This window comes from Metallibacterium sp., from assembly GCF_054637675.1.
Genome location: NZ_JBTSRB010000028.1, coordinates 1 through 23,474, shown reverse-complemented (window position 1 = coordinate 23,474; position 23,474 = coordinate 1). Strand labels below are relative to the sequence as shown.

General features: G+C 67.9%; 17 protein-coding genes, 1 tRNA gene and 1 pseudogene. 10 read left to right on the top strand and 9 right to left on the bottom strand.

The features are described 5' to 3' along the window. Nucleotides 1-132: 132 nt before the first annotated feature. The 7 genes from gspF to ACYDAT_RS09730 form a co-directional block, all read right to left on the bottom strand. The gene (gene gspF / locus ACYDAT_RS09760; RefSeq protein ID WP_461441711.1) at nt 133-1,344 is read right to left on the bottom strand and encodes a type II secretion system inner membrane protein GspF; all 1,212 of its coding nucleotides are present in this window, start codon (nt 1,342-1,344) and stop codon (nt 133-135) included. A gap of 7 nt (nt 1,345-1,351) precedes the next feature. Next, nucleotides 1,352-2,782, bottom strand: coding sequence for a type II secretion system ATPase GspE (gene gspE / locus ACYDAT_RS09755; RefSeq protein ID WP_461441718.1), 1,431 nt, complete (start codon nt 2,780-2,782; stop codon nt 1,352-1,354). A gap of 96 nt (nt 2,783-2,878) precedes the next feature. Continuing rightward, complete coding sequence (gene gspD, locus ACYDAT_RS09750; protein ID WP_461449838.1) at nt 2,879-4,981, bottom strand: type II secretion system secretin GspD; 2,103 nt, start codon at nt 4,979-4,981, stop codon at nt 2,879-2,881. Nucleotides 4,982-5,081: 100 nt separating this feature from the next. Then, nucleotides 5,082-5,945 (bottom strand): type II secretion system protein N, encoded by an 864-nt coding sequence (locus ACYDAT_RS09745; protein ID WP_461440358.1) that lies wholly within the window; start codon nt 5,943-5,945, stop codon nt 5,082-5,084. After that, nucleotides 5,942-6,547, bottom strand: coding sequence for a rhombosortase (rrtA, locus tag ACYDAT_RS09740; RefSeq protein WP_461440359.1), 606 nt, complete (start codon nt 6,545-6,547; stop codon nt 5,942-5,944). Before rrtA ends, ACYDAT_RS09745 begins: the two co-directional genes overlap by 4 nt. Further along, nucleotides 6,544-7,674, bottom strand: coding sequence for a 23S rRNA (uracil(747)-C(5))-methyltransferase RlmC (gene rlmC, locus ACYDAT_RS09735; RefSeq protein WP_461440360.1), 1,131 nt, complete (start codon nt 7,672-7,674; stop codon nt 6,544-6,546). Before rlmC ends, rrtA begins: the two co-directional genes overlap by 4 nt. 24 nt (nt 7,675-7,698) lie before the next feature. Continuing rightward, a complete protein-coding gene (locus tag ACYDAT_RS09730; RefSeq protein ID WP_461440361.1) occupies nt 7,699-8,439 on the bottom strand; it encodes a SapC family protein in 741 nt (246 codons plus the stop codon). 140 nt (nt 8,440-8,579) lie between these two features. On the opposite strand from ACYDAT_RS09730, the gene ACYDAT_RS09725 reads away from it, so the two are divergent. The 5 genes from ACYDAT_RS09725 (at nt 8,580) to ACYDAT_RS09705 (ending at nt 13,997) form a co-directional block, all read left to right on the top strand. Then, complete coding sequence (locus tag ACYDAT_RS09725; RefSeq protein WP_461440362.1) at nt 8,580-9,989, top strand: mannose-1-phosphate guanylyltransferase/mannose-6-phosphate isomerase; 1,410 nt, start codon at nt 8,580-8,582, stop codon at nt 9,987-9,989. Beyond that, on the top strand, nt 9,989-10,882 hold the full coding sequence (gene cysD / locus ACYDAT_RS09720) for a sulfate adenylyltransferase subunit CysD (protein ID WP_461440363.1): 894 nt from the start codon (nt 9,989-9,991) through the stop codon (nt 10,880-10,882). The genes ACYDAT_RS09725 and cysD overlap by 1 nt, the downstream gene beginning before the upstream one ends. Beyond that, a complete protein-coding gene (cysC, locus tag ACYDAT_RS09715; RefSeq protein ID WP_461449836.1) occupies nt 10,882-12,726 on the top strand; it encodes an adenylyl-sulfate kinase in 1,845 nt (614 codons plus the stop codon). Before cysD ends, cysC begins: the two co-directional genes overlap by 1 nt. Nucleotides 12,727-12,901: 175 nt before the next feature. Next, nucleotides 12,902-12,991: transfer RNA gene (locus tag ACYDAT_RS09710), tRNA-Ser, on the top strand. Nucleotides 12,992-13,490: 499 nt separating this feature from the next. Continuing rightward, on the top strand, nt 13,491-13,997 hold the full coding sequence (locus tag ACYDAT_RS09705; protein ID WP_461438789.1) for a DUF1993 domain-containing protein: 507 nt from the start codon (nt 13,491-13,493) through the stop codon (nt 13,995-13,997). Nucleotides 13,998-14,104: 107 nt separating this feature from the next. Here the strand turns inward: ACYDAT_RS09705 and ACYDAT_RS09700 are convergent, their stop codons facing one another. Continuing rightward, nucleotides 14,105-15,100 carry a hypothetical protein gene (locus ACYDAT_RS09700; RefSeq protein ID WP_461438788.1) on the bottom strand — a complete coding sequence of 332 codons (996 nt, stop codon included), beginning with the start codon at nt 15,098-15,100 and terminating at the stop codon, nt 14,105-14,107. A gap of 277 nt (nt 15,101-15,377) precedes the next feature. Here ACYDAT_RS09700 and ACYDAT_RS09695 point away from each other — a divergent pair, with 277 nt between their 5' ends. Further along, complete coding sequence (locus ACYDAT_RS09695) at nt 15,378-16,091, top strand: type II toxin-antitoxin system HicB family antitoxin (RefSeq protein ID WP_461438787.1); 714 nt, start codon at nt 15,378-15,380, stop codon at nt 16,089-16,091. Nucleotides 16,092-16,127: 36 nt separating this feature from the next. Continuing rightward, nucleotides 16,128-16,367 (top strand): annotated as a pseudogene (locus tag ACYDAT_RS09690) (DNA-directed RNA polymerase subunit alpha C-terminal domain-containing protein); the annotation flags it as partial. Between the two features lie 492 nt (nt 16,368-16,859). On the opposite strand, the gene ACYDAT_RS09685 reads toward ACYDAT_RS09690, so the two are convergent. Further along, complete coding sequence (locus tag ACYDAT_RS09685; protein WP_461449834.1) at nt 16,860-18,305, bottom strand: phospholipase D-like domain-containing protein; 1,446 nt, start codon at nt 18,303-18,305, stop codon at nt 16,860-16,862. A gap of 264 nt (nt 18,306-18,569) precedes the next feature. Between ACYDAT_RS09685 and ACYDAT_RS09680 the strand changes: the two genes are divergently transcribed. The 3 genes from ACYDAT_RS09680 to ACYDAT_RS09670 all read left to right on the top strand — a co-directional run. Next, complete coding sequence (locus ACYDAT_RS09680; protein ID WP_461449832.1) at nt 18,570-20,249, top strand: hypothetical protein; 1,680 nt, start codon at nt 18,570-18,572, stop codon at nt 20,247-20,249. Next, nucleotides 20,246-21,493, top strand: a complete 1,248-nt coding sequence (gene ispG / locus ACYDAT_RS09675; protein WP_461442283.1) for a flavodoxin-dependent (E)-4-hydroxy-3-methylbut-2-enyl-diphosphate synthase — start codon at nt 20,246-20,248, stop codon at nt 21,491-21,493. Before ACYDAT_RS09680 ends, ispG begins: the two co-directional genes overlap by 4 nt. 163 nt (nt 21,494-21,656) lie before the next feature. After that, nucleotides 21,657-23,474 (top strand): WD40/YVTN/BNR-like repeat-containing protein (locus ACYDAT_RS09670; RefSeq protein ID WP_461449830.1); only part of this gene is annotated, 1,818 nt, incomplete at its 3' end.

Here is a 23,474-nt window from a genome sequence, read left to right as displayed (position 1 = left end):
AAGGATCTCGACGCCGCGGTTTGCCGAAGAGCCAGATTCCTAGCTGCGCTCAGAACGACCAACGCGACCGAAGGAAGTCCAGAGGAGAAGTCCCCAAGGGATGACGCCATGGCGAGCGTGGCGGCGCACGCCTCACCGCACCAGTTGATCGAGCCTGAAAATCGGCAGCAGGATGGCGAGCACGATGATGAACACGATCAGGCCCATGAACACGATGGTCATCGGCTCGAACAGCGCCAGCGCGGTGCTGATCAGGCCTTGGGCTTCGCGCTCCTGTTGTTGCGCGGCGCGCTCGAGCATGGCCTCGAGCTGGCCGCCGCCTTCGCCGCTGGCGATCAGGTACACGGCCATGGGCGGGAAGTAGCCGCTGCGTTCCAGCGCGGCGGCGATGCCGGAACCTTCGCGCACGCGCACCGTGGCCTCGGCCAGCGCGGCGCGCAGCGGCAGGCTGTGCACCACCTGCTGGGCGATGCCGAGGCCTTCGAGGATGGGCACGCCGCTGACCGTGAGGATGCTCAGCGTGCGCGCGAAACGCGCGGTTTCGAGGCCGCGCACCAGGCGCCCGAAAAACGGCAGGCGCAGCAGGAAGCGTTGCCACGCTTGCAGCGGGCCGGGGCGGCGCAGCAGCGCGCGCACGCCCAGCACCAGCGCGATCAATGCGATCAGCAGCAGCGGCCACCAGCCGCGCAGGAATCCGCTGATGCCGATCAGCACGCGCGTCAGCAGCGGCAGTTGCGCGTGCATGGTGGTGAACACCTGCACGATCTTGGGCACCACGTAGCCGAGCAGCCCGGCGAGGATGCCGACCGCCATGATCACCAGGAAGCTGGGATAGATCAGCGCCTGCTGCACGCGCTGCTGCAGTGCCTGGCGCGATTCGGTGTAGTCGGCGAGGCGCGCCAGCACCGCGTCGAGATGGCCGGACTGCTCGCCGGCGGCCACGGTGGCGCGGTACACGTCGTCGAACACGGCGGGAAAATCGGCCATGCCCGCGGCCATGCCGCGGCCCTCGACCACGCGCGCGCGCACGCCGCTGAGCACGCGCTGCACGCGCGGCTTGCGCGCCTGGCGCAGCGCGGTGCCCAGCGCCTCGGCCAGCGGCGCGCCGGTGATCAGCAGGGTGGCGAGCTGTCGCGTGAACAAGGCCAGTTCGTCGGCGGGCAGGCGCGTGCGCCGCCGCCCGCGCGTCGGGCTGCCGAGCCCTTCGGCGACGGACTCGACGCTGAGCGGACTGAGGCCGCTTTCGCGCAGGCTTTGCCGCACCTGGCGCGCGGTGTCGCCCTCGAGCATGCCGCGCTGGCGTTTGCCGGCGGCATCCAGGGCCACGTATTCGAACGCGGGCACGGGCGGCTCAGACGCTGGCGCGGGTGACGCGCAGCAGTTCTTCCAGCGAGGTGTCGCCGCCGAGCACGCGCTTGAGACCATCGCTGCGGATACCGGGCGCGCGGCTGCGCGCGTAGGTTTCCATGTCGGCGTCGGAGGCGCCATCGTGGATCATGCGCGCCAATGGCGCATCGATCGGACTGACCTCGTAAATGCCGCTGCGGCCGATGTAGCCACTGCCGTGGCAGCGCTCACAGCCCGCCGGGTGACACAGCGCCGGTGCCGGCGTGGCCGGCACGCCGAGCTGCGCGCATTCGCCGGGGGTGGCGGCCTCGCGGCGCTTGCAGTGCGGGCACAGCAGACGCACCAGGCGCTGCGCGGCCACGCCGATCAGGCTGGTGGCCAGCAGGTACGGCTCCACGCCCATGTCGCGCAGGCGCGTGATCGCGCCGATCGCGGTGTTGGTGTGCAGCGTCGACAGCACCAGATGGCCGGTGAGGCTGGCCTGCACCGCGATCTCGGCGGTTTCCAGATCGCGGATCTCGCCGACCATCACCACGTCCGGATCCTGACGCAGGATCGCGCGCAGGCCGCGCGCGAAGTCGAGATCGATTTTCGGGTTGACCTGGGTCTGGCCGATGCCGTCGAGAAAATATTCGATCGGATCCTCGACGGTGAGGATGTTGCGCTTGCGGTCGTTGAGCTCGGTCAGCAGCGCGTACAGCGAGGTGGTCTTGCCCGAGCCGGTGGGGCCGGTGATCAGCAGGATGCCGTGCGGCTCGCGGATCAGCGCGGCGAAGCGCGCGCGCGTGGCCGGCTCCACGCCCAGCGCGCCCAGATCCAGGCGCCCGGCCTGGCGATCGAGCAGGCGCAGCACCACGCGCTCGCCGTAGCCCGATGGCAACGTGGACACGCGCACGTCCACCGGCCGCCCGGCGATGCGCAGGCTGATGCGTCCGTCCTGCGGCAGGCGTTTTTCGGCGATGTCCAGACGCGCCATGACCTTGATGCGCGACACCAGCGTGCCGGCCAGCGCGCGCGGCGGTTCGAGGATTTCGCGCAGCATGCCGTCCACGCGCAGGCGCACGCTGAGGCGGGTTTCGAAGGGTTCCAGGTGCACGTCCGAGGCGCCCTCGCGCACCGCCTGTGCGAGGATGGCGTTGATCAGGCGGATGATCGGCGCGTCGTCCTGGCTTTCCAGCAGGTCTTCGGGCTCGGGCAGGGACGAGGCGATGGCGGCGAGGTCGAGTCCGTCGCCGAGGTCTTCCATGGTGGCCTGCGCGCCGCCGGGGGCGTTGTCGCCATACGCCGCGGCCAGCGCGCGCGCGAAGTCGGCGTCAGACAGCGCCTCGAGCTGCAGCGCGCAGCCGAGCACGCGCGTGAGTTCGCTCAGTGCCTGCGGCTCCGGCGCGCCGCGATGGCGCACGCGCGCCTGCGCGCCATCCATGTTCACCAGCATGCCGTGGCGTTTGGCCCAGGCGTAGCCGGGCAGCGCGGGCGGTGCTGCCGGCAGCGCCGCCACGGGCTGGGCGCGGGGTGTGCCGATGCGCATGGATCAGCCGCCGTGCGTGCCGCGGACGGGTGCCGGCGCGCTGGCCGCGACGGCCGGCGCGAGCGGCGGCGCGCTACGTGCGCCGACGCTGGCACCGGGCGCTGGCGCCACGCTCGCAGCCGTGGCCGGTGCCACGCTGCTGCTGGCCGGCGCCGGCACGAACTGGCGCAAGTGCGTCGGCAGCGGTTGCTGCCGCATCGAATTGCGGTTGTTGGCGGCGCGCGCCGACTGCTCGCGCAGGATGCGGTATTTTTCGGCGGTATAGGCGTTCGCGGCGTTTTGCGTATCGATGATCACCGGATGCAGGAAGATCATCAGGTTCTGCTTCTGCAACTGGCGCGAGGTCGAGCTGAACAGGCGTCCGATGAACGGCAGACTGCCGAGCAGCGGCACTTTCTGCACCGAGTCGGTGTAGCTGTCCTGGATCAGCCCGCCCAGCACCACGATCGCGCCGTTGTCGGTGATCACCACGGTCTTGACCTGGCGCGTGTTGGTGATCAGATCGACCGCGCCGCTGATCGAGGGCGCGATGCTGGATACGGTGAGATCCAGCTTCAGGCGCACGCTGTCGCCCTCGTTGATCTGCGGCGTGACCTTGAGGGTGATGCCGACTTTCTTGCGCTCGATGGTCTGGAACGGACTGCTCACCGTGCCGCCGCCGCCCTGATTGAGCGTGGTGCTGTAGCTGCCGGTGACGAAGGGCACGTCCTGGCCGACCACGATCTCGGCCTGCTTGTTGTCCAGCGTCATCAGGCTGGGCGTGGACAGGATGTTGGTGGCCGAGTTGGATTGCAGCGCGTTGAGCAGCAGGCCGTAGCGCGCCTGTCCGCTGCGGTTGCTGCCGAAGCCCAGGAAAACCCCGGGCGATGCGGCCAGCGCCTGACCGATGGCGCTGGCGCCGCCGGCGAGGGTCGCCAGCGGCAGCGCGCCGTTGGTGAAATTGCTGACGGCGACCGGATTTTGCGTCGAGCCAACGCTGGGCAGCACCGCGATCTGCGCGCCGAGCTGCCTGGACAGATCGCCGGAGACCTCGGCGATGATCGCGTCGATGAGCACTTCCTTGGGCCGCACATCGAGCTGGCGCACCAGTTGCTGCAGGTCGCGCACGCGATCCGGCGGCCCGGTGATGATCAGCGCGTTGTTGGTGACATCGGCCTGGATGTTGATCGGTGACTCCGGCGCCGCCTTGGTTTTCTCGGTGGTCTTTTCCTGGGTCTGCACGACTTGCTGCAGCAGTTTGGCCAGATCCTCGGCCTTGGCGTAGCGCAGGAAGATCACCTGCGAGTTGCCGGCCGCGGGCAGCGACACATCGAGCTGCTGGATCAGCGCGCGCAGCCGCGCCTGCGCGGCCGGATCGCCGGCGATGAGGATGCTGTTGGTGCGCGCATCGGCGACCACGCGCGCTGGCGGCAGGCCGCCCTCGCCGGCGCCGGTGCCGGTGCCTTGCAGTTCATTCAGCGTGCGCGCCACCTGCTCGGCCGAGGCGTGCTTGAGCTGCACGATGCTGATGCCGCCATTGGCGGGATTGTCCAGTTGCTGAACCAGCTTGACGATGCGCTCGACGTTGTCGGCGCGGTCGGTGACGATCAGCACGTTGCCCGGCGGGTAGGCCGACAGCACCGCCTGCGGCGGCAGCAACGGACGCAGCAGCGGCAGCAGTTGCATCACCGGCACGGTACTCACGTGGATCACGCGCGTGATCAGCGCCTCGCCCCGGCCGTGCAATTGCAGGGTCTGGCGCGCGTTGATCGAGGGCACGATCTTCACCACCGGGCCGGACGGCACCGCGGCATAGCCGTAGACCTCCAGCACCGACAGGAACACCTGGTACAGCGCGTCGCGGTCCATCGGCGTGGACGACACCACGGTGACATTGCCGCGCACGCGCGGGTCGACCACGAAATTGATGCCGGTGGCCTTGGACACGGTGTCGATCAGGGTGCGGATATCGACGTTGCGCAAGTTCAGCGTGACGTCCTGCGCCGCGGCGGACGCGGGCAGCGCGGCCGGAGGGGGGGCATCCTGCTGCGCGAACGCGTAGCCCGACAACAGCAGGCCGAGCGCAGGCAACAGCAGGCGGGAAAGGAGGGGCAGGGTGCGCTTCATGATGACTCGCGGTCGCAACGTGGGTTGAGCGTATCAGGCCGGCGCGCGCATGCCGCGGACGGGCGCTGTCGCCTGGGCAGGGTCGCGGTTGCGATGCGGCTCATCGCGGCTTGATCTGCGGGCTGAGGTTGATCGTCTGGCCATTGCGCTCGACGACGATTTGCGCGTTGCCCTGCTGCAGTGCCTCGCGCAACTGCACGCTGCTCAGCGCGGCGTCGCCCAGCGGCTGACCGTTGATGCTCACCAGCACATCGCCGGGGCGCAGCCCGAGCCTGGCGAAGGCCTGCGCGTTCGCGCCCGGACTGAGCACGTAACCGGCCAGACGGCCCTGACGCTCGATCGGCATGCCGTTGGCGATATCGCCGACCTGCAGCGGCCCGCGCGGCAGCGGCGCGCCGGAGGACTCCGGCATGGGCGCATGCATGCCGGGCGGCCGCGGCGCGTTGGCCAGGGCCACCGGTTCCGGCGCGGGCGCCAGTTCCGCATCGGCGTTGTCAGCGCCGCCGGCGTGCTTGATCAAGGCCAGACTTTGCGTGCCGGCGCTGGTATCCAGCAGCACGCCATCGCTCAGTACGCGCTGCAGGCTGGCGCCGTAGGGCAACGCCGCGCCTTGTGCATAAACCTTGGCCGGGCTGCTGTCGGCGGCGATGATGGCGTAGCCGTGCCCGCTGGCATCGGCCCACACGCCTTCGAGCTTCAGCGGCAGCGTGGTCGGCGGCGCGCTGCCCAGCAGCGGCGTGCCGAACAGGTGCGCGGCCAGCAAGCGCTGCCAGGCCTGCTGCGGGCTCAGCGTGGGCATCGCGCTGAATTCGGCCACGGCCTGCGCGGCGGCGGCGCGCGTGGCGCGGATCAGCATGCCCAGACGCCACAAGTTCCAGCCCGCCAGCAGCAGCAACAGCAGCGCCAGCACCCCGATGATGCGCGCCGGGCGCGGCAGATGCGCGGCAAACCGCTGCCTGTTCATCGTGCTCCCCCATGCGGCGCCTTGCGCCGGCTGATCCAGCTCCAGCGGACTAGCATAAAGAGTGCGGCGCCCGTTGCACCATACAAATGCGCGATCGGCAGCACCGGACCATCCATGCCCCAGTCCTCGGCGGCCAGCGGGCCGCGCAGCACGCTCCAGCCGATCAGTACCAGCATCCCGGCCAGCAAGAGGCCGGAATACCATGGCCGCGTGCGCAGGTTGGCCAGGCAGCCCACGGTGAAGATGCCGTAGAGAATCGCCGAGATGCCCACGTACCAGTGCACCGTCGGGCTGAATGCGAACAGGCCCAGACCGATCACCAGGCCATCCCACAGCACCAAGGCGACCCACGCGCGCAGCGTCAGCGCGCGCCCGAACAGTGCCCAGATCAGCCACAGTCCAAGCAGATCGTGCGCCAGGTGGCCCCAGCCCAGGTGCACGAAATTGCCGCTGAGCAGGCGCCACCACTGGCCGTGCGCGATAGCACCGCGCTGGTAGCGCAGCAGCGGTGCCGCGTGCAGCGCCTGCAGCAGCGCGCACAGCACGGTCAGCGCCAACGGCAGCGCCCACACGCGCAGCAGCGCAGCGGTGCGCGCGCTCATGCGGCGCGCTCCAGCAGGCACAGCAGTTCAAAGTGCGCGGTGTGCGGAAACATGTCCAGCACCTGCGCACGGCGCGCGCGGAAACCGGGCAGGGCGGCCCGATCGCGCGCCAGACTGTCGGCGTTGCAGCTCGAATAAATCAGCCAGCGCGCGCTCGAGGCTTGCAGCGTGGCGCACAATTCCGCGCCCAGTCCGCGCCGCGGCGGATTGACGATGACCAACGGCGGCAGCGTGCCCAGCGCCGCAGTGCCTTGCGCGGCGTCGTGCGTTTCGAACCGCACACCCTGCAGGCCCGCAGCGCGCGCGGCACGCTGCGCCAGCGCCACCGCCGCCGCGCTGTTTTCGATGCCCAGTACCGCGCGCCGCCCATCGGCGCAGTGCAGGGCAAAACCCCCGCTGCCGCAATACAGGTCCAGCAGCGCGGGCGGGTCGATTTCCTGCACCCACGCGCGCGCCTGCCGGTACAGCGCCGCGGCGACTTGCGTGTTGGTCTGCAGGAACGCCTGCGGACCCACGTACAGGGTCAGCGCATTGATGCGCAGCGGCAGCGCATCCGTATCGGCCAGCAGGATTTCCTCGGGGCCTTCCAGCAACGCCTGGTGCAACGGCTGCAAGTTGGCACTGAGCACGCGCGCCTGCGGCAACTCGGCCTGCAACTGCGGCAGATGCTTGCGCAAGCGCCCCAGCGCCTCGCGCGAGCGCAGCACGAAGCGCAGCATCAGCGCGCCGGAATCCTCGGCCACGGTGACCAGCACGAACTTCAGCTCGCCGCGGCGCTCGGCTACGTGGTAGGGCGCGATGCGCGCGGCGGATATCAGCCGCCGCAGCGGCGCGAACGCGGCGTGCAACGCGGCCGGATACAGCGCGCAATCCTCCAGATCGACGCCGATGCCGCCGGCATCCAGCAATCCCAGCAGCGGCGTCTCGATGCTGCCGCCGACCACCATCTTGGCGCGGTTGCGGAAGCCGCTTTCGGCGCTGGCGACCGGCGCCAGCCAGTGCACGCCGGGGTCATCGCCCAGCGCGTTGCGCGCGGCCTGCTGCTTGGCCGCCAATTGCTGCGCATAAGGCCGCGGCAGCCACGTGCAGGATCGGCAGCGGGCGGATTCAAAATACGCGCAGTGCATGCGATGCGCTCAGCCTGATAACGTTCAGGCGGCGGACTTCTCGGCCTCGATGCGCTGCCCGAGACGCGCATTCAGGCGATCGAGATTCACCAGCGACAGCAGGTGCGCGTAGATCCAGCCCAGTGCGCCGTTTTTCAGCAGCGCCTGCGCCTGATCCGCCGGCAGTGCCTTGAGCTTGTCCTCGTCGATCATCCACAGACCGGTGAGCACCTGCGCCTCTTCGCCTGCGCTGACGGCGCGCTGCAGTTGCCTTGATTCGAGCAGGTCGAGACGATTCAGCTCGCCCATGAACGCCTGCGTGGCGCGGATGTGGCTCTGGTATTCCTCGAGAAAACCCAGCGTGCGCTTGAGCGATTCGCTCTCCTTGCCCTCGCTGTCGAACAGTGGATCGCCTTCCTCGGTGTTGAAACCCGGCCAGGCCTCATCGAGGACGACCTGGAAGCGCTCGCCATCGGCGGCCAGCGCGTAGGGATAGCGGCGCACGAAGGCGGGGATGTAGCTCTCGCTCCAGTGCCCGTCGCGCTGCACGTGCAGGTTCTCGCCGCCGCGCAGGCCGACCAGCGCCACGGGCAGGGCCTGCGCGGCGCTTTCGCCGGCGAACACGATCGGGTGGTCACGCACGGCCACGGCGAACTCGAAACCCACCAGCGGCAGCGCATTCAGCGCGGCGACGTGCAGGAAGCGGTCATTGGCGCGCAGGCGCAGGTGACGGTGGGCCTCGCGGTTGAGGGCCACGGGACGGTCATAGATCAGCAGGGTTTTCATGCGTGGGCCGTGATGGGCGGGGTGTGTTGCGATTGTAGGCGGTTTCGCCCCGATTCCAGCCGCCGCGCCACGTCGCGGCCAGCCTTGCGGGTACACTCGCGGGCCGCAACGTATCCCTTTTCCGGGTGGGTCTGGCAACGATGAATCTGGTTCCCGTATTGCTTTCCGGTGGCTCCGGCACGCGCTTGTGGCCGCTGTCGCGCGAGGCCTATCCCAAGCAGTTCCTGGCGCTGACCGGCGCGCACTCGCTGCTGCAGGAAACCTGGCTGCGGCTGGCTGGCCTGGACGTGGCGGCGCCGCTGGCGGTGGCCAACGAGGAACACCGCTTCATGGTCGCCGAGCAGTTGCGCGAAGTCGGCTGCACGCCGGCCGCGCTGCTGCTCGAGCCGGTCGGTCGCAACACCGCGCCGGCCATCGCCGTGGCGGCGCTGGAGGCGTTGCATCAGCACGCCGGCGATGCATTGCTGCTGGTGCTGCCTACTGATCACGTGGTGGCCGATGCGGCCGGGTTTCGCGCCGCGGTGCGGGCCGCGCTGGCGGCGGCCACGGCCGGCAGGCTGGTGACTTTCGGTGTGCTGCCGCAAGCGCCGGAAACCGGCTACGGCTACATCAAGGCGGCGCCGGGCGAGGGCGTGCGCGCGGTCGTGCGTTTCGTCGAGAAACCCGATGCCGCGCATGCCGCGCAGTATCTGGCCGCGGGCGATCATTACTGGAACAGCGGCATGTTCCTGTTCAGTGCGCAGCGTTATCTGGATGAGCTGCAGCGCCAGCAGCCGGCCATGCTCGCCGCCTGCCGCGCGGCGCTGGACGGCGCGCGGCGCGACGCCGATTTCATGCGTCTGGACGCGGCCGCGTTCGTGGCCTGTCCGGCCAATTCCATCGACTACGCGGTGATGGAAAAAACCGCGGATGCCGCGGTGCTGCCGGTGGACATCGGCTGGAGCGACGTCGGCTCGTGGTCGGCGCTGTGGCAGGTTGCCGAGCGCGACGCGCAGGGCAACGCGCATCGCGGCGACGTGCTGGCGCTGGACTGTCGCGACACCTATGCGTGGAGCGACAAGCGCCTGATCGCGCTGGTCGGGCTCGACGACGTGGTGGTGGTGGACACCGACGACGCCGTGCTGGTGGCGCGCAAGGAGCGCGTGCAGGAGGTCAAGGTCGTGGCGCAGCAGCTCAAGCAGAGCGCGCGCAGCGAGGCCATCTGGCACCGCAAGGTGTACCGCCCCTGGGGCGCCTACGATTCGGTCGATGCCGATGCGCGTTTCCAGGTCAAGCGCATCACCGTCAAGCCCGGCGCCACGCTGTCGCTGCAGATGCACCATCACCGCGCCGAGCACTGGATCGTGGTCACCGGCACCGCGCGCGTGACCCGCGGCGAGGAAACCTTCCTGCTCGGCGAGAACCAGAGCACGTTCATTCCGCTGGGTACCGTGCACCGTCTGGAAAACCCCGGCAAGGTGGCGCTGGAATTGATCGAGGTGCAGTCCGGCAGCTATCTGGGCGAGGACGACATCGTGCGCTTCGAAGACAAGTACGGGCGCTCCGGCTGATGGATCTGCTCGATCGGCTCGAAGCTGAGTCCGTGCACATCCTGCGCGAGACCGTGGCCTGTTCGCGCAAGCCGGTGCTGCTGTATTCGATCGGCAAGGACTCGTCGGTGCTGCTGCATCTGGCGCGCAAGGCGTTCGCGCCGGCGCCGCTGCCGCTGCCGCTGCTGCATGTCGACACCGGCTGGAAATTCCGCGAGATGATCGCGTTTCGCGACCGCGTCGCCGCCGCGCCCGATGTGCAGATGCTGGTGCACACCAATCAGGAGGGCGTGCGTGCGGGCATCGGCCCGATCAGCCACGGCGCCAGCGTGCACGTGGACGTGATGAAGGTGGCCGCGCTGCGCCAGGCATTGGAGCAGCACGGCTTCGATGCCGCGATCGGCGGCGCGCGGCGCGACGAGGAGAAATCGCGTGCCAAGGAGCGCATCTTCTCGCACCGCAACGCGCAGCAGCGCTGGGATCCGCGCCAGCAGCGCCCGGAGCTGTGGAATGTGTACAACACGCGCCTCGCGCCGGGCGAAAGCATGCGCGTGTTCCCGCTGTCCAACTGGACCGAACTGGACGTGTGGCGCTACATCCGCCGCGAAAAGATCGAAGTCGTGCCGCTGTACTTCGCCGCCGAGCGCGCGGTGGTCGAGCGCGACGGCGCGCTGATCATGGTCGATGACGAGCGCCTGCCGCTGGCACCCGGTGAGCAGCCGCGGCGCCGGCGCGTGCGCTTCCGCTCGCTGGGCTGCTATCCGCTGAGCGTGGCGATGGAGTCCGCCGCCGATACGCTCGATGCGATCATCGACGAGATGCAGACCAGCCGCCGCTCCGAGCGCGCCGGGCGCGTGCTCGATGCCACCGCCGGCACCTCGCTGGAGCAGAAGAAACGCGAGGGGCATTTCTGATGGCCGCGGCAGCAACGCAAACCCTGCTGCGCCTGATCACCTGCGGCAGCGTGGATGACGGCAAGAGCACCGTGATCGGGCGCCTGATGGCCGACACTGGCGCGGTGCCCGAGGACGTGCTCGAACAACTGGCGCGCGACAGCCGCCGCTTCGGCACGCAGGGCGAGGCGCTGGATTACGCGTTGCTGCTCGATGGCCTCGAAGCCGAGCGCGAGCAGGGCATCACCATCGACGTCGCCTACCGCTACTTCGCCACGCCGGCGCGCGCGTTCATCATCGCCGATTGTCCCGGCCACGAGCAGTACACGCGCAACATGGCCACCGGCGCATCCACCGCCGAGCTGGCCGTGGTGCTGGTCGATGCCGGCAAGGGCCTGCTGCGACAGACGCGGCGGCACAGCTATATCTGCGCGCTGATGGGCATCCGCCAGGTGATCCTGGCGGTCAACAAGATGGATCGCGTGGACTATGCCGAGGCGCGGTTTGCCGCGATCGCGCGCGACTACGCCACGCTGGCCGCGCGTCTTGGCATCACCCAGGTCACGGCGATTCCGTTGGCGGCGGTGCACGGCGAGAATCTCGTGCAACGCAGCGCGCGCATGTCCTGGTACCGCGGCCCGACGCTGCTTGAAGCCTTGCATGCGGCCAAGTCCGAGGCGCTCGCCGTGGATGCGCCGCTGTGCCTGCCGGTGCAGTGGGTCAATCGCCCGCACGCGGATTTTCGCGGCTATTGCGGCACCCTGGCCGCGGGTCGCGTGCGCGTCGGCGATGCCGTCAGCGTGTGGCCGGCGGGACTGCGCGCCACGGTGGCGCGCGTGCTCGCTGCCGGGCGCGAGGTGGAGCAAGCCGAGGCCGGCGCCGCGGTCACCCTGAGCCTGGTCGAGGAATGCGACATCGCGCGCGGCGACGTGATCGCCGCCGCCAGCGCGCCGCCCGATGTCGCCGACCAGTTCGCCTGCCACCTGCTGTGGATGGGCGAACAGCCCCTGCTGCCCGGGCGTCCCTACGAGTTGCGCCTGGGCAGCGCCCGCGCGTTGGCGCAGGTCACCGAGATCCGCCACAAGATCGATGTCGACACGCAGGAAGCCATGCCGGCGCGCACCCTGCGACTCAACGAGGTTGGCTATTGCCAGCTCAGTCTGGATCAGGCGCTGGCTTTCGCACCCTATGCGCGCAGCCGCGCGCTGGGTGGCTTCGTGCTCATCGACCGCATCAGCAACGCCAGCGTCGGCGCGGGCATGATCGATTTCGCCCTGCGCCGCGCCAGCAACATCCACTGGCAGCATGTGGATGTGAACCGCGCCGCGCGCGCCGCGCAGAACGGCCAGCGGCCGCGCTGCCTGTGGTTCACGGGTTTGTCCGGCGCGGGCAAATCGACGCTGGCCAACGCCGTGGAAAAGCGCCTGTTCGCGCTCGGTCACCACACCTATCTGCTGGATGGCGACAATGTGCGTCACGGCCTCAATCGCGATCTGGGCTTCACCGCCGAGGACCGCGTCGAGAACATCCGCCGCGTGGCCGAGGTGGCGCGGCTGATGGTCGATGCCGGGCTGATCGTGCTGGTGGCCTTCATCTCGCCGTTTCGCGCCGAGCGGCGCATGGCGCGCGAGCGCTTTGGCGCGGATGAGTTCGTCGAGGTGTTCGTCGATGCGCCACTGGCGGTATGCGAGGCGCGCGACGTGAAGGGCCTGTATGCCAAGGCGCGCGCCGGCCGGCTCAGCAATTTCACCGGCGTCGATTCGCCCTACGAACCGCCCGAGCAGCCCGAGGTGCACCTGCGCAGCGATCAGGCCGCGCTGGAGGCCATGGTCGAGGAGGTCGTACGCCGCGCGCTGGCGGGATAAGTGCGACGCATACGCCACGTGCGGCGCAAGGCTGGCGACAAAACGCGCATGGCCGCACTTGCGGCCCGGGCTCTGCCAGTTGGCGATTGAGAAGAGCAGTGTCCATGTGCGCGTTTCGCGCCGGAATGCGAGAATGCGCGCTGCTTCGGCGCCGTCAGCGCGTGCGATGGTCTACGGAGAGGTGGCCGAGCGGTTTAAGGCAGCAGTCTTGAAAACTGCCGTGGGTTCACGCCCACCGAGGGTTCGAATCCCTCCCTCTCCGCCAAGTTTGATGTGCGTAAAAGGCTTGTCTTGCGATGTGGTTGGATCGTAGCGATCAAGGGAGGGTGAGAATCCTCGCGGTTCGACGCAGGCGTCTGGAACGCCTGCGGATGCCGCAGGCAGCCCCGCGCGCTGGCGCGCGGGGTGAGGCGCAGGATGCGCCGAGCAATCCCTCCCTCTCCGCCAAGTTTGATGTGCGTAAAAGGCTTGTCCTGCGATGCGGTTGGATCGCAGCGATCAAGGGAGGGTGAGAATCCTCGCGGTTCGACGCAGGCGTTTGGACCTCGATCAGCTCCGGAGCGATCCAGGCGCGTGGCGCCATGTTGCGAGGAAGAAGAACAAGAGAACGACCGCTCCGACTTCCGCGGTGCAGGTTTTACCGGAAAGCTCAATCATCAGCGATTGAACTTAATTGTGGCTTGTAGATTTAACAGTCAAATACCGCTATAACACACTGAAGTTTAAGCGGCGGCGTATCAATAACTTGTCCTGGAGACAGCCCCATGAACCCCCTGATGTATGACGCCTCGGTCAAGGTTTTTGATCGCAGTCTGAGCGCGCTTGCCGCGATTCTCGACAAGGCCGTGGCGCACGCCGAGGCCAAGGGCTTCGATCCCGCGATCCTGCTCAACGACCGGCTCGCGCCGGACATGTTCACCTTGACGCGTCAGGTGCAGATTGCCTGCGATACCGCCAAGGGCGCCGCCGCGCGCCTCGCCGGCATCGAGGTGCCCAGACACGAGGATATCGAGGCCACGTTTCCCGAGTTGAAGGCGCGCATCGCCAGGACGCTGGCGTTTGTCGACGGCATTCCGGCCGCGGCGTTTTCCGGCAGCGAGGATCGCAGCGTGGTGTTGCAGATCCGCAAGCAGGACGTGACGTTCGCGGGGCGCACGTATTTGTTCGAGCATGCGTTGCCCAACCTGTTTTTTCATATCACGACGGCGTACGCCATCCTGCGCCACAACGGTGTCGCGATCGGCAAGGGCGATTACCTCGGCGCGCGCTGAGCCGCGCGCCGGCTATCGGGATTGACCCTGGGCTGGCGCCGCGGATCGCGGCGCGCAACCCGCAAAGCATGCAAACCCGCGCGATCTCGCACGGGTTCGCACGTCACTCAGGAGTGCTGGGTGGACGTTGCGGCGACGGTTCCTCGCGCCGCTTCCTTCAGGGCCTTCTCGATGGCACCCGGCGCGCACATGATGCTCATGAAGCTGTTCGAGCCCATCATGCTGAGATCGGGGAAATTGATGGCAATGCGGAATTTCACCGCCAGCGCATAAACCCTGTCGCCGGACACGAGGATGTCGTAGGGCAGGTGCCCGGTCGACTTGGGCGCCTTGAAGTCGATGCGGCTCATGATGTACTGGTCGCCGCTGCACTTGTTGCCGGCGGGGCCGGACAGCGCCACGCCGAACACGGTTTGCTGCTTGCCCGGGATGGCGACCTCATAGACCTCGCTGGTGCCGCCGTTGTGCGCGGCGAGGCCGGCCTTCACCGCGCTCACGGCTTGCTCGTGGCTGTCGTACTTGGCGAGGTGGTGGGGATCATCGAAGTAGGGCATCAGGAACTTGTAGTGGTAACCGCGCAAGTCCGATGCCGTCAGACCCTTCCTGGAACCATAGGCCTGCTGCGTGCCCAGCGCCTTGCCGAGATCCGCGGCCACGTCGGTCAGATTGTTTTTGAGACGATAGGCGTTGGCCATGTAGGTCGGATTGGTATAGGCCACCTGGATTTGCGTGGCGCCCTTGCTGGTCACCTGGGTGACCGTGACCCGCTGCACCGCGGCGTAGCCGCCAAACCTGGTTTCCGCGGCCGCCGCCAGCAGCGCTGGGTTGGTGACGCCGATCACTTCGGCCGATACCGTTTCGCCTTCTGGGAACGCGGCATTGGTATACGGGGCGTAGCTGCCGACGATCTTGAAGCCGTGGTCGGTGAGTTGTTTCTCGACCTGGATGACGACTTGCGCCATGTCGCCGCTCGTGGTGTAGGCCAGTTCAAACGGTTTGAGCCGCTCGGCGGCGCTGGCTTGATTCAGGCCCAGCAACGGCAGCAGCAACGCAACAACAGCCGCGATCGAAACAGACCGCAAACGCATGATGGATGTGACCATGATGGGCTCCTCGCGCCGATGTGGCGCATCCGCGAATCGCATATCAGTAATATGCGAGTCGGCAGTGAATGCATTCCGCCAGCCTGCGTCAAGGTTCGCTGCACTATTTTTCGGGTATCCGGAGTTGCGTGTGGGATCGGTCGATTCCGTCAGGTTGCCTGAGGGAATTCCCCAGTGTTGGACACGTGGCTTCAAGCAGGTACTGCTTCCAGCGTGGCGATGTGGGAACCGGGTAGGTGGCTTCGCGTAGGTATGGACGAACGGACTCGTGGTCGAAATGAGGCCGAAAGTAGGTCGAAATGCGGCCCTTGCATTTCGGACGTTTTCGACCGATCATTGCGCCCTGACGGGGCGCGAGTTCATCCGCAAGGTCAAAGCGCTGGGCAAGGATCGCGGCCTGCCCGTCCGGCTGGACACTTCACGCGGCAAGGGCAGCCACCAGACGTACTTCGGCTCCGTCTTCACTGTGGTGCGCAATCCGAAGGTCGAACTGAAGACAGGCACCTTTCATGCCATGTGCGCAACTCGGCGTCGAGCCCAACGATCTTTGAGGTTCATCATGGAACGCTTCGAATACGCTGTTGCACTGACCCCCGCCGATGAAGGCGGATTCGTTGTCACCTGTCGCGATCTGCCCCAGCTCATCACGCAAGGCGAGAGCGTGGCCGACGCGCTGGCGGCGGCCGCAGACGCAATGGATAAGGTATTTGCTACCTACATGCTGGCCAAGCTCGACTTCCCGCACCCCAGCAAGCAGCGGCGCGATGAACACCGCGTCGCCCCGCCGCCGGAAGCCGTGGCCAAGGCCGCCCTCTACGTGGCCATGCGCGAGTCAGGAATCAGCAATGTGCAACTTGCTCGGCAGCTCGGTGTTAACGAGAAGGAGGTGCGCCGCCTGCTCGACCCGCATTACGCATCGAAGCTGCCACGCATTGCGCAGGCGGTGGCCCTGCTGGGCAAGCGTCTGGTGATTGGGTTGGACGCGGCGTGAGCCACGCTTGGCGTCCGTTATCCATCCAGTGCAGCCATGAACAACCCCACCGGCCCGAACCTGCTCTTCTCCGAGCTGCAGACGAACGTCATCGTTGACCTGCTCATGCAAGATGACCCACGGCGCGGGTGCAGGATCGACCGCTCATGGTTAAGTGTCCGCGTTTGCAACGTGCTCTACCAGGAGCGCATCGAAACGGTCGGAGACCTTGCCGCCTGGCCGGATGCGCGCCTTCTCGGACTCCGCAACTTTGGCGCCAAGTGTCTGCACGAACTGAAGTTGGCGCTGATTGATCAAAGCGATTTGCGTGCTGCCGCTCGTGCGCAGGCCAATGCCGTCATGTCACCGGCCGTTGCGCGCGCGGGTGCGATGGTAATCGACCCAGGCGACACGGTGGCTGACGAAATCATGGCGATCGCCACGGCGGTTATGTACCTCGGAAGACGTGCGGATGATGCTCTTGCGCAGCGCAACGTCAGCGTTGTTCGTGCTCGCTATGGGCTTGACGGCAAGGCGCACACACTCGCAGAGATCGGAAACCCTCTTGGAATCTGTCGTGCGCGCGTGCAGCAACTGCTCGGAAGACTGCCTAGGCGCACCGGCCAGCTTGAATACGCTCCTGGCACGCAAAGTCACCGCGTCGGGTTGCAGAATGCTCTCCAACTTGATGTGGACGTTCTGTCAAGAACGGATGGCGATGGGCTTGATGGCTTACTTGGCCCCGTGTTGACGTTGCAGAATGCTGCGCGGTTTTATGACGACGTGTTTTCAGGGCGGGCGCGGGCGCTCGCCAGCGCGTCGTCGCGCCTCGCGCTGGCGCAGGATGCGCTTCCACAGCAGGCTGGCGCCCAGCCAGGCGGCGAACAGGGCCAGCGGCCAGGCCAGCACGCGCGGCCACCACGCGCCCAGCGCGGCCAGTAGCAGCAGGGCGATGCCGGCCAGCGACAGCACGCCGCGCTCGGAATCGGCCAGCACGCGGCGATTGGCGATGGCCGCACCGACGGTGTTGGCCAGGCGCAAGGCGGTGGCCGCAGCGCGCGATGAGCTGCCGCCGCGCGCACTGCGGCGACGCTTGCTCTGCGGGCGCGGACGGCGCCCGGCCAGCAGCAGTTCGGTGGCATTGTCGAGATCGCGCAGGTAGTGCTCCTGCATTTGCTCGGCGATGCCGACGTCTTCGATCGCGGCGTCGAGTTCGCAGTTGGCCAGCCAGCTCGACAGGTTGAGATTGGACGAACCCACCCGCGCCCAGCGGCCGTCGGCCACCGCGGTCTTGGCGTGCATCATGCTGCCGTTCCACTCGAACACGCGGATGCCGGCTTCCAGCAGTGGCCGAAAACCGGCGCGCGACAGCGCGGCGACGGCGGGCAGGTTGTTGTTGCCCGGCACCAGCAAGCGCACGTCGACGCCATCGGTCGCCGCCGCGGCCAGCCCGCGCACGTAGGTGGGCACGCCGACGAAATAGGCATCGGAGATCCACAGTGTGCGCGTGGCCATGGCCGCGATCAGTTGCTCAAGCTGATACATGGCGCCTTGCGCCGGCACCGTGGCGATCACGCGCAGCGCGACCTCGCCCTGCGGCTCGGGCACTGCTGCGGCGGTGAACTGCAGCGCCGCGCCCAGCCCATCCCAACTCTCGCGGAACGCGGCTTCCAGATCGGCCACGGCCGGGCCTTCGATCAGCAGCCCGGTATCACGCCACGGTGGCACGCCATGCGCCGCATCGCCCAGCCACTTGGCGGCCACGCACACGCCGGACAGCGAGCCGATGCGCCCGTCGACCACCAGCAGCTTGCGATGATCGCGGCCGATCCAGCCCAGCGGGCTGTCCATGCGCGGCGGATTGAATGCGCGCACCTCGATGCCGGCCTCGCGCAGCGGTTCGAAGAACGCGCGCCTGGCATTGCCGAAAGTGCCGAACCAGTCGTGGATCAGCGCCACCCGCACCCCGGCGCGCGCGCGCGCGATCAGCAGATCGCGGAAGCGTCGCCCCACCGCGTCGTCGGCGATGATGTAGTTCTCCAGCAGCACGTAGCTGCGCGCCGATTCGATCATCGCCGCCCAAGTCTCGAAATGCTGTGCGCCATCGATCAGCAGCTCGACCTTGTTGCCGGCGATCAGCGGCGCGCCGGCGGCACGGCTCAGCACCTGTCCGGCGATCAGGCGCAGGGTCGGGGTCGAGGCATGCGGTGACGTGGAAGCGTTCGCTTGATTCATGGTGCGCAGTGTAGGGCGCCTCGAAAAACCTTTTCGGGGTGCCGTGGATGGCAGTGATGCCATGGCGCACCGATCATGCCAATGATCGAGGGCGCGTGGAGTGAGTCCGGATGCATGTCCGACATGCCGTTCTCGAGAAACATCAGAATGCGGGATTCGATGTTCCCTGTGGGATGGCGCGCTGGCTGGGGCTAAAATGGCGCCGGCCTGCACGAGCGAGGATCATCACGGCATGCACGCTGGATACCGTCACGGGGGGAACACATGAGCGAGGCCTACACGCGCCTGATCGCGGGCATGCCGGCGCGCGTGCCGGCCACGGGCGCGACGCCCGCCAGTGCCCGGCACATGCAGCGGAACATCGCGCAGTTGCCGATGGCCAATCCCGCGGTGGCCGCGCGCGAGCTCACGCATCTGCTCGAACGCATGCTGACCACCGTGTGGCCGGGCGGTGAGCGGCTTGAGGCACTGAATGCGCTCGGCGCCACCGTCGCGCAATTGTCCGATGGCTTCGAGCGCCAGCTCGCCAGCGAAAGTTTTCCGTTGCCGCCGGCCAAGCTGGCGCTGGCGGAAACCGTCAGCGGTTTTCAGCGCGCGCTGGCCGAAGGTTACGCGCTGGCCGTGTATGAGCTGTGCGCGCCGGCCGGCAAGGTCGGCTGGATGCGCGGCAAGGCGATCGCGCGGGGGCTGGCGCGCGCGCTGCAGCATGGTGGCCTGAGCCTGCTGTGGTATTACCGTCTGTATCGCAATCCGCCCGCTGGCGCGTGGCTGCGCATGCACGCGGCCCATGCGTTCGCGCTGGAAAGCGGCATCGCCGACAAGCCCGTGGCGCTGGATGCGCAGCAGCATCTGCAGCCGAGCGCGATTTACAAGCACGCGCTGCTGCTGGCGCTGTCCAATCCGTATCGCTTCTCGGCGCGCGAGCTGTCCGATGCCTACGAGGTCACCGGCATGATGGCGGCGCGCTGCCAACTGCACGCCGGCGGCAGCGGTGCCATCGCGCTCGATCTGGCCGCCGACGCCGGACCCGGCTATCTGCCCGAGGAGCGCCGCGCCGCCGCGCCCGGCTTGCAGGATTTCGACGCCGAACCGGCGCGCATGGCGCTGGCCGCCGATCGCCAGATGCAGCCCGGCGGCGTCTCGCGCAGCAGCTATCGTCTGCATGGCGGCAAGATCCTAGAGGTCAGCCACGCCTTCCTCGAACGCCTGCAGTCGACGTGGAGTGGCAGCGCCGAGCGCGGTCATTCGCGTTTGCAGGCCGGGCACCCGCTCGAGGCCGCCGTCGGTTTGCATGCGCTGCACATGCTGCTGGCCGGTGGACAGCAATTCCAGACCTTTCTCAGCGGCTTGCGCGGTGCCGGCATCACCATCGGCGTGCAGACGCAAAGCCCGGCATGGGCCGCGTCCGCCGACGGCGGCGTCGTCGCCGTGCAGCGCGTGCACGTGCTCGATCAAAGCCTCGGTGGCTATCGCCTGCTGTGGCATGCCGAGGCGGGCATGCGCATCCGCGTCGGCGAGATCGTGGGTTTGGCGCCGCCCGCCGAGCGCGGCGACACGCAGGAGTGGATGATCGGCATCGTGCGCTGGCTGCGCATCGAAGAGTCCGGACAACTGGATACCGGCGTCGAACTGCTGGCGCGACAAGCGCTGCCGGCGGCCGTGCGTGTCCCCGATGCGCGCGGCCAGTTGCGCAACGCGGTACGCGCGCTGCTGCTGCGCGGCGACGATCACGAACAATTGCTGCTGACGACCTTGAACGAGACCACCCCCGCCGCGCTCGAAGTGAGCCTGCCCGAAGATCCGCGTGACTGGCAGCCGCTGCCCTCGGTGCGGCTGGCGCAGATCGAATCCAGCGAAGCCCTCGGTCCGGGCTACCAGAGCCTGCGTGTCAGCGCCGCGCCGCGTCCCGCGGCAGCGGCTGCTATCGCGGAGGCCGGCGCATGAGCGCGGCCGCGCACAGCGGCGCCGCGGCGCCACGGCGCAACACATGCGCGGTGCGGGTCGGGCGCGTGCGCGTCGGCGGCGATGCGCCGATCGTGGTGCAGTCGATGACCAACACCGACACCGCTGACGTCAAGACCACGACGCAGCAGGTGGCCGAGCTGGCGCGCGCCGGTTCCGAGCTGGTGCGCATCACCGTCAACACACCGGAGGCCGCCGCCGCCGTGCCGCGCATCCGCGAGCGCCTCGACATGATCGGCGTCGACGTGCCGCTGATCGGCGATTTTCACTATAACGGTCACCAGTTGCTGGCCACCGAGCCAGCCTGCGCCGTGGCGCTGGCCAAGTACCGCATCAATCCCGGCAACGTCGGCTTCGGCAGGAAAAAAGACCCGCAGTTCGTCGCCATCATCGAAACCGCGCTGCGCCACGACAAGCCGGTGCGCATCGGCGCCAACTGGGGCTCGCTCGATCAATCTCTGCTGGCGCGGCTGATGGACGAAAACCACGCCCGCGCGCAGCCTTGGGACGCCGCCGCCGTGGGCCGCGAGGCCTTGATCCGCTCGGCGCTGGATTCCGCCGCGCGCGCCGAGGAATTGGGATTAAGTCGCGACCATATCCTATTGTCGTGCAAGGTTTCCGGCGTGCAGGAGTTGATCGCCGTGTACCGCGATCTGGCCGCGCGCAGCGATTACGCGTTGCACCTCGGGCTGACCGAGGCGGGCATGGGCTCCAAGGGCATCGTCGCCTCCGCCGCGGCGCTGGCGGTGCTGCTGCAGGAGGGCATCGGCGACACCATCCGCATCTCGCTGACGCCGGCGCCCGGCGAGGCGCGCACGCGCGAGGTGATCGTCGCGCAGGAACTGCTGCAAACCATGGGCCTGCGCGCGTTCACACCGCTGGTCACCGCGTGTCCAGGCTGCGGGCGCACCACCAGCAGCTTCTTCCAGGAACTGGCGCAGCGCGTGCAGGAACATGTGCGCGCGCGCATGCCCGAGTGGCGGCTGCAGTACGACGGCGTGGAAAACCTCACGCTGGCGGTGATGGGCTGCGTGGTCAACGGCCCCGGCGAGTCGCGTCACGCCAACCTCGGCATCTCGCTGCCCGGCACCGGCGAAACGCCCGCTGCGCCGGTATTCGTCGATGGCGAGAAAACCGTCACCTTGCGCGGCGAGAACATCGCCGATGAGTTCATCGGCATCCTCGAAAACTACGTCACCACGCGCTACACCCTGCGTGGCGGATGAGCCGGCGCATGCGTCCCGTCAGCACGCGGCCATATATCACGTAGATATTACGAAAATATCGTCAAAACGTATTCACGCGAAGCGCCGAATTGCTTTGCGGCAGCCATCCAATCTGATTAGGTTTCCGTAAGCCGGCCACGGTTCCGGCATGCGGAGACTGCTCATGTACCCAGGTGTGTGTCGCTCGATTCTCGCGTTCACCAGCTTTTGCATACTGACGCTGTGCATGGCGCTGGCCGCGGGCAACGTGCTTGCTGGCAGCGCGCCGGCCGTGGCGCCCATGACCGCGCTGAAGTGGCGCAGCATCGGCCCCTATATCGGTGGGCGTGTGGTCGCGGTGGCCGGCGTGCCGAGCGAGCGCGACCTGTTCTACATGGGCGCGGTCGACGGTGGCGTCTGGCGCAGCACCGACTACGGCGTGAAGTGGGTCAACCTCACCGACGGCACCCTGCCGGGCTCCAGCAACAGCATCGGCGCGATCGCGGTGGCGCCGTCGAACCCGAAGGTGATTTATGTCGGTACCGGCGAGAGCGACATCCGCGGCGACGTGATCACCGGCGATGGCGTGTTCCGCTCCGACGATGCCGGCAAGACCTGGCGCGCGGCGGGCCTGGCCGACACCCACACCATCAGCGCGATCGTGGTCGATCCGAAGAATCCCGAGGTGGTCTATGCCGCGTCGATGGGCCACGTGTTCAAGCCCAACGCCGAGCGCGGCGTGTTCAAGTCGGTCGACGGCGGCAAGACCTGGAAGAAAATCCTCTACGTCGACGCCAAGACCGGCGCCATCGACCTGGTGATGGACCCGCAGAACCCCGACGTGCTGTATGCCTCCATGTGGCAGGCGTACCGCCGGCCGTGGACGCTGCAGGACGGCGGCCCCGGCAGCGGCCTGTACAAGAGCAGCGACGGCGGCGCGCACTGGACCGAGATTTCGCGCCACACGGGCTTTCCGCAGGGCGTGCTGGGCCGTATCGGCGTCAGCGTCGCCGCCAGTGATCCGGCCGTGGTCTACGCGATCGTGCAGGCCAAGGGCGGCGGCGTGTTCCGCTCCAACGACGCCGGCGCGACGTGGACGCGCGTCAACGCCAACTGGAGCCTGCGCCAGCGCGCGTTCTACTACATGAGCATCTATGCCGATCCGACCGACGCCAACACGGTCTACGTGCCCGAGGTCGATGCGCTGTGGGTCTCGCATGACGGCGGTAAGACCTTCGCCAAGCTGCACACGCCGCACGGCGACAACCACATCGTCTGGATCAACCCGCACGATCCGAAACTGTTGCTGGAAGGCAATGACGGCGGCGCGACCGTCTCCACCGACGGCGGCCTGACCTGGAGCGGCGATCACAACCAGCCGACCGGGCAGTTCTACCACGTGGCGCTGGACGACCAGTTCCCGTTCCACATCTACGGCGCGCAGCAGGACGAGGGTTCCTTCGAGGGCCCCAGCGCCGCCAGCGCCGGCATGATCCCGCTGGGCGCGTGGCATCGCGTGGCCTACGGCGAGGCCACCTTCGTCGCGCCGCAGCCGGGTAACCCCAACATCACCTACGGCAGCGGCTACTTCAGCATCCAGCTGCGCTATGACCGGGCCACCGGCCAATATCGCGAGGTCAGCCCGTGGCCGGAATACCAGGAAGGCGCCGCGTCCAACCAACTCAAGTACCGCTTCGGCTGGACCCATCCGATCCTGTTCTCGGCGGCCAATCCCAAGGAACTGCTGATCGCTTCGCAGTACGTGCTGAAGAGCACCGACGGTGGCGAGACCTGGGCGCGCATCAGCCCCGATCTGACACGCAACGATCCAGTCACCGAGATGCCCAGCGGCGGCCCGGTCGATCTCGACCAGTCCGGCGCGGAAATCTTTCCCGACATCTCGGCGCTGGCGCCCTCACCGCTGGACGCCGACATCATCTGGGCCGGCTCGGCCGACGGCCTGGTCCACGTCACCACCGAAGGCGGCAAGCATTGGAAACGG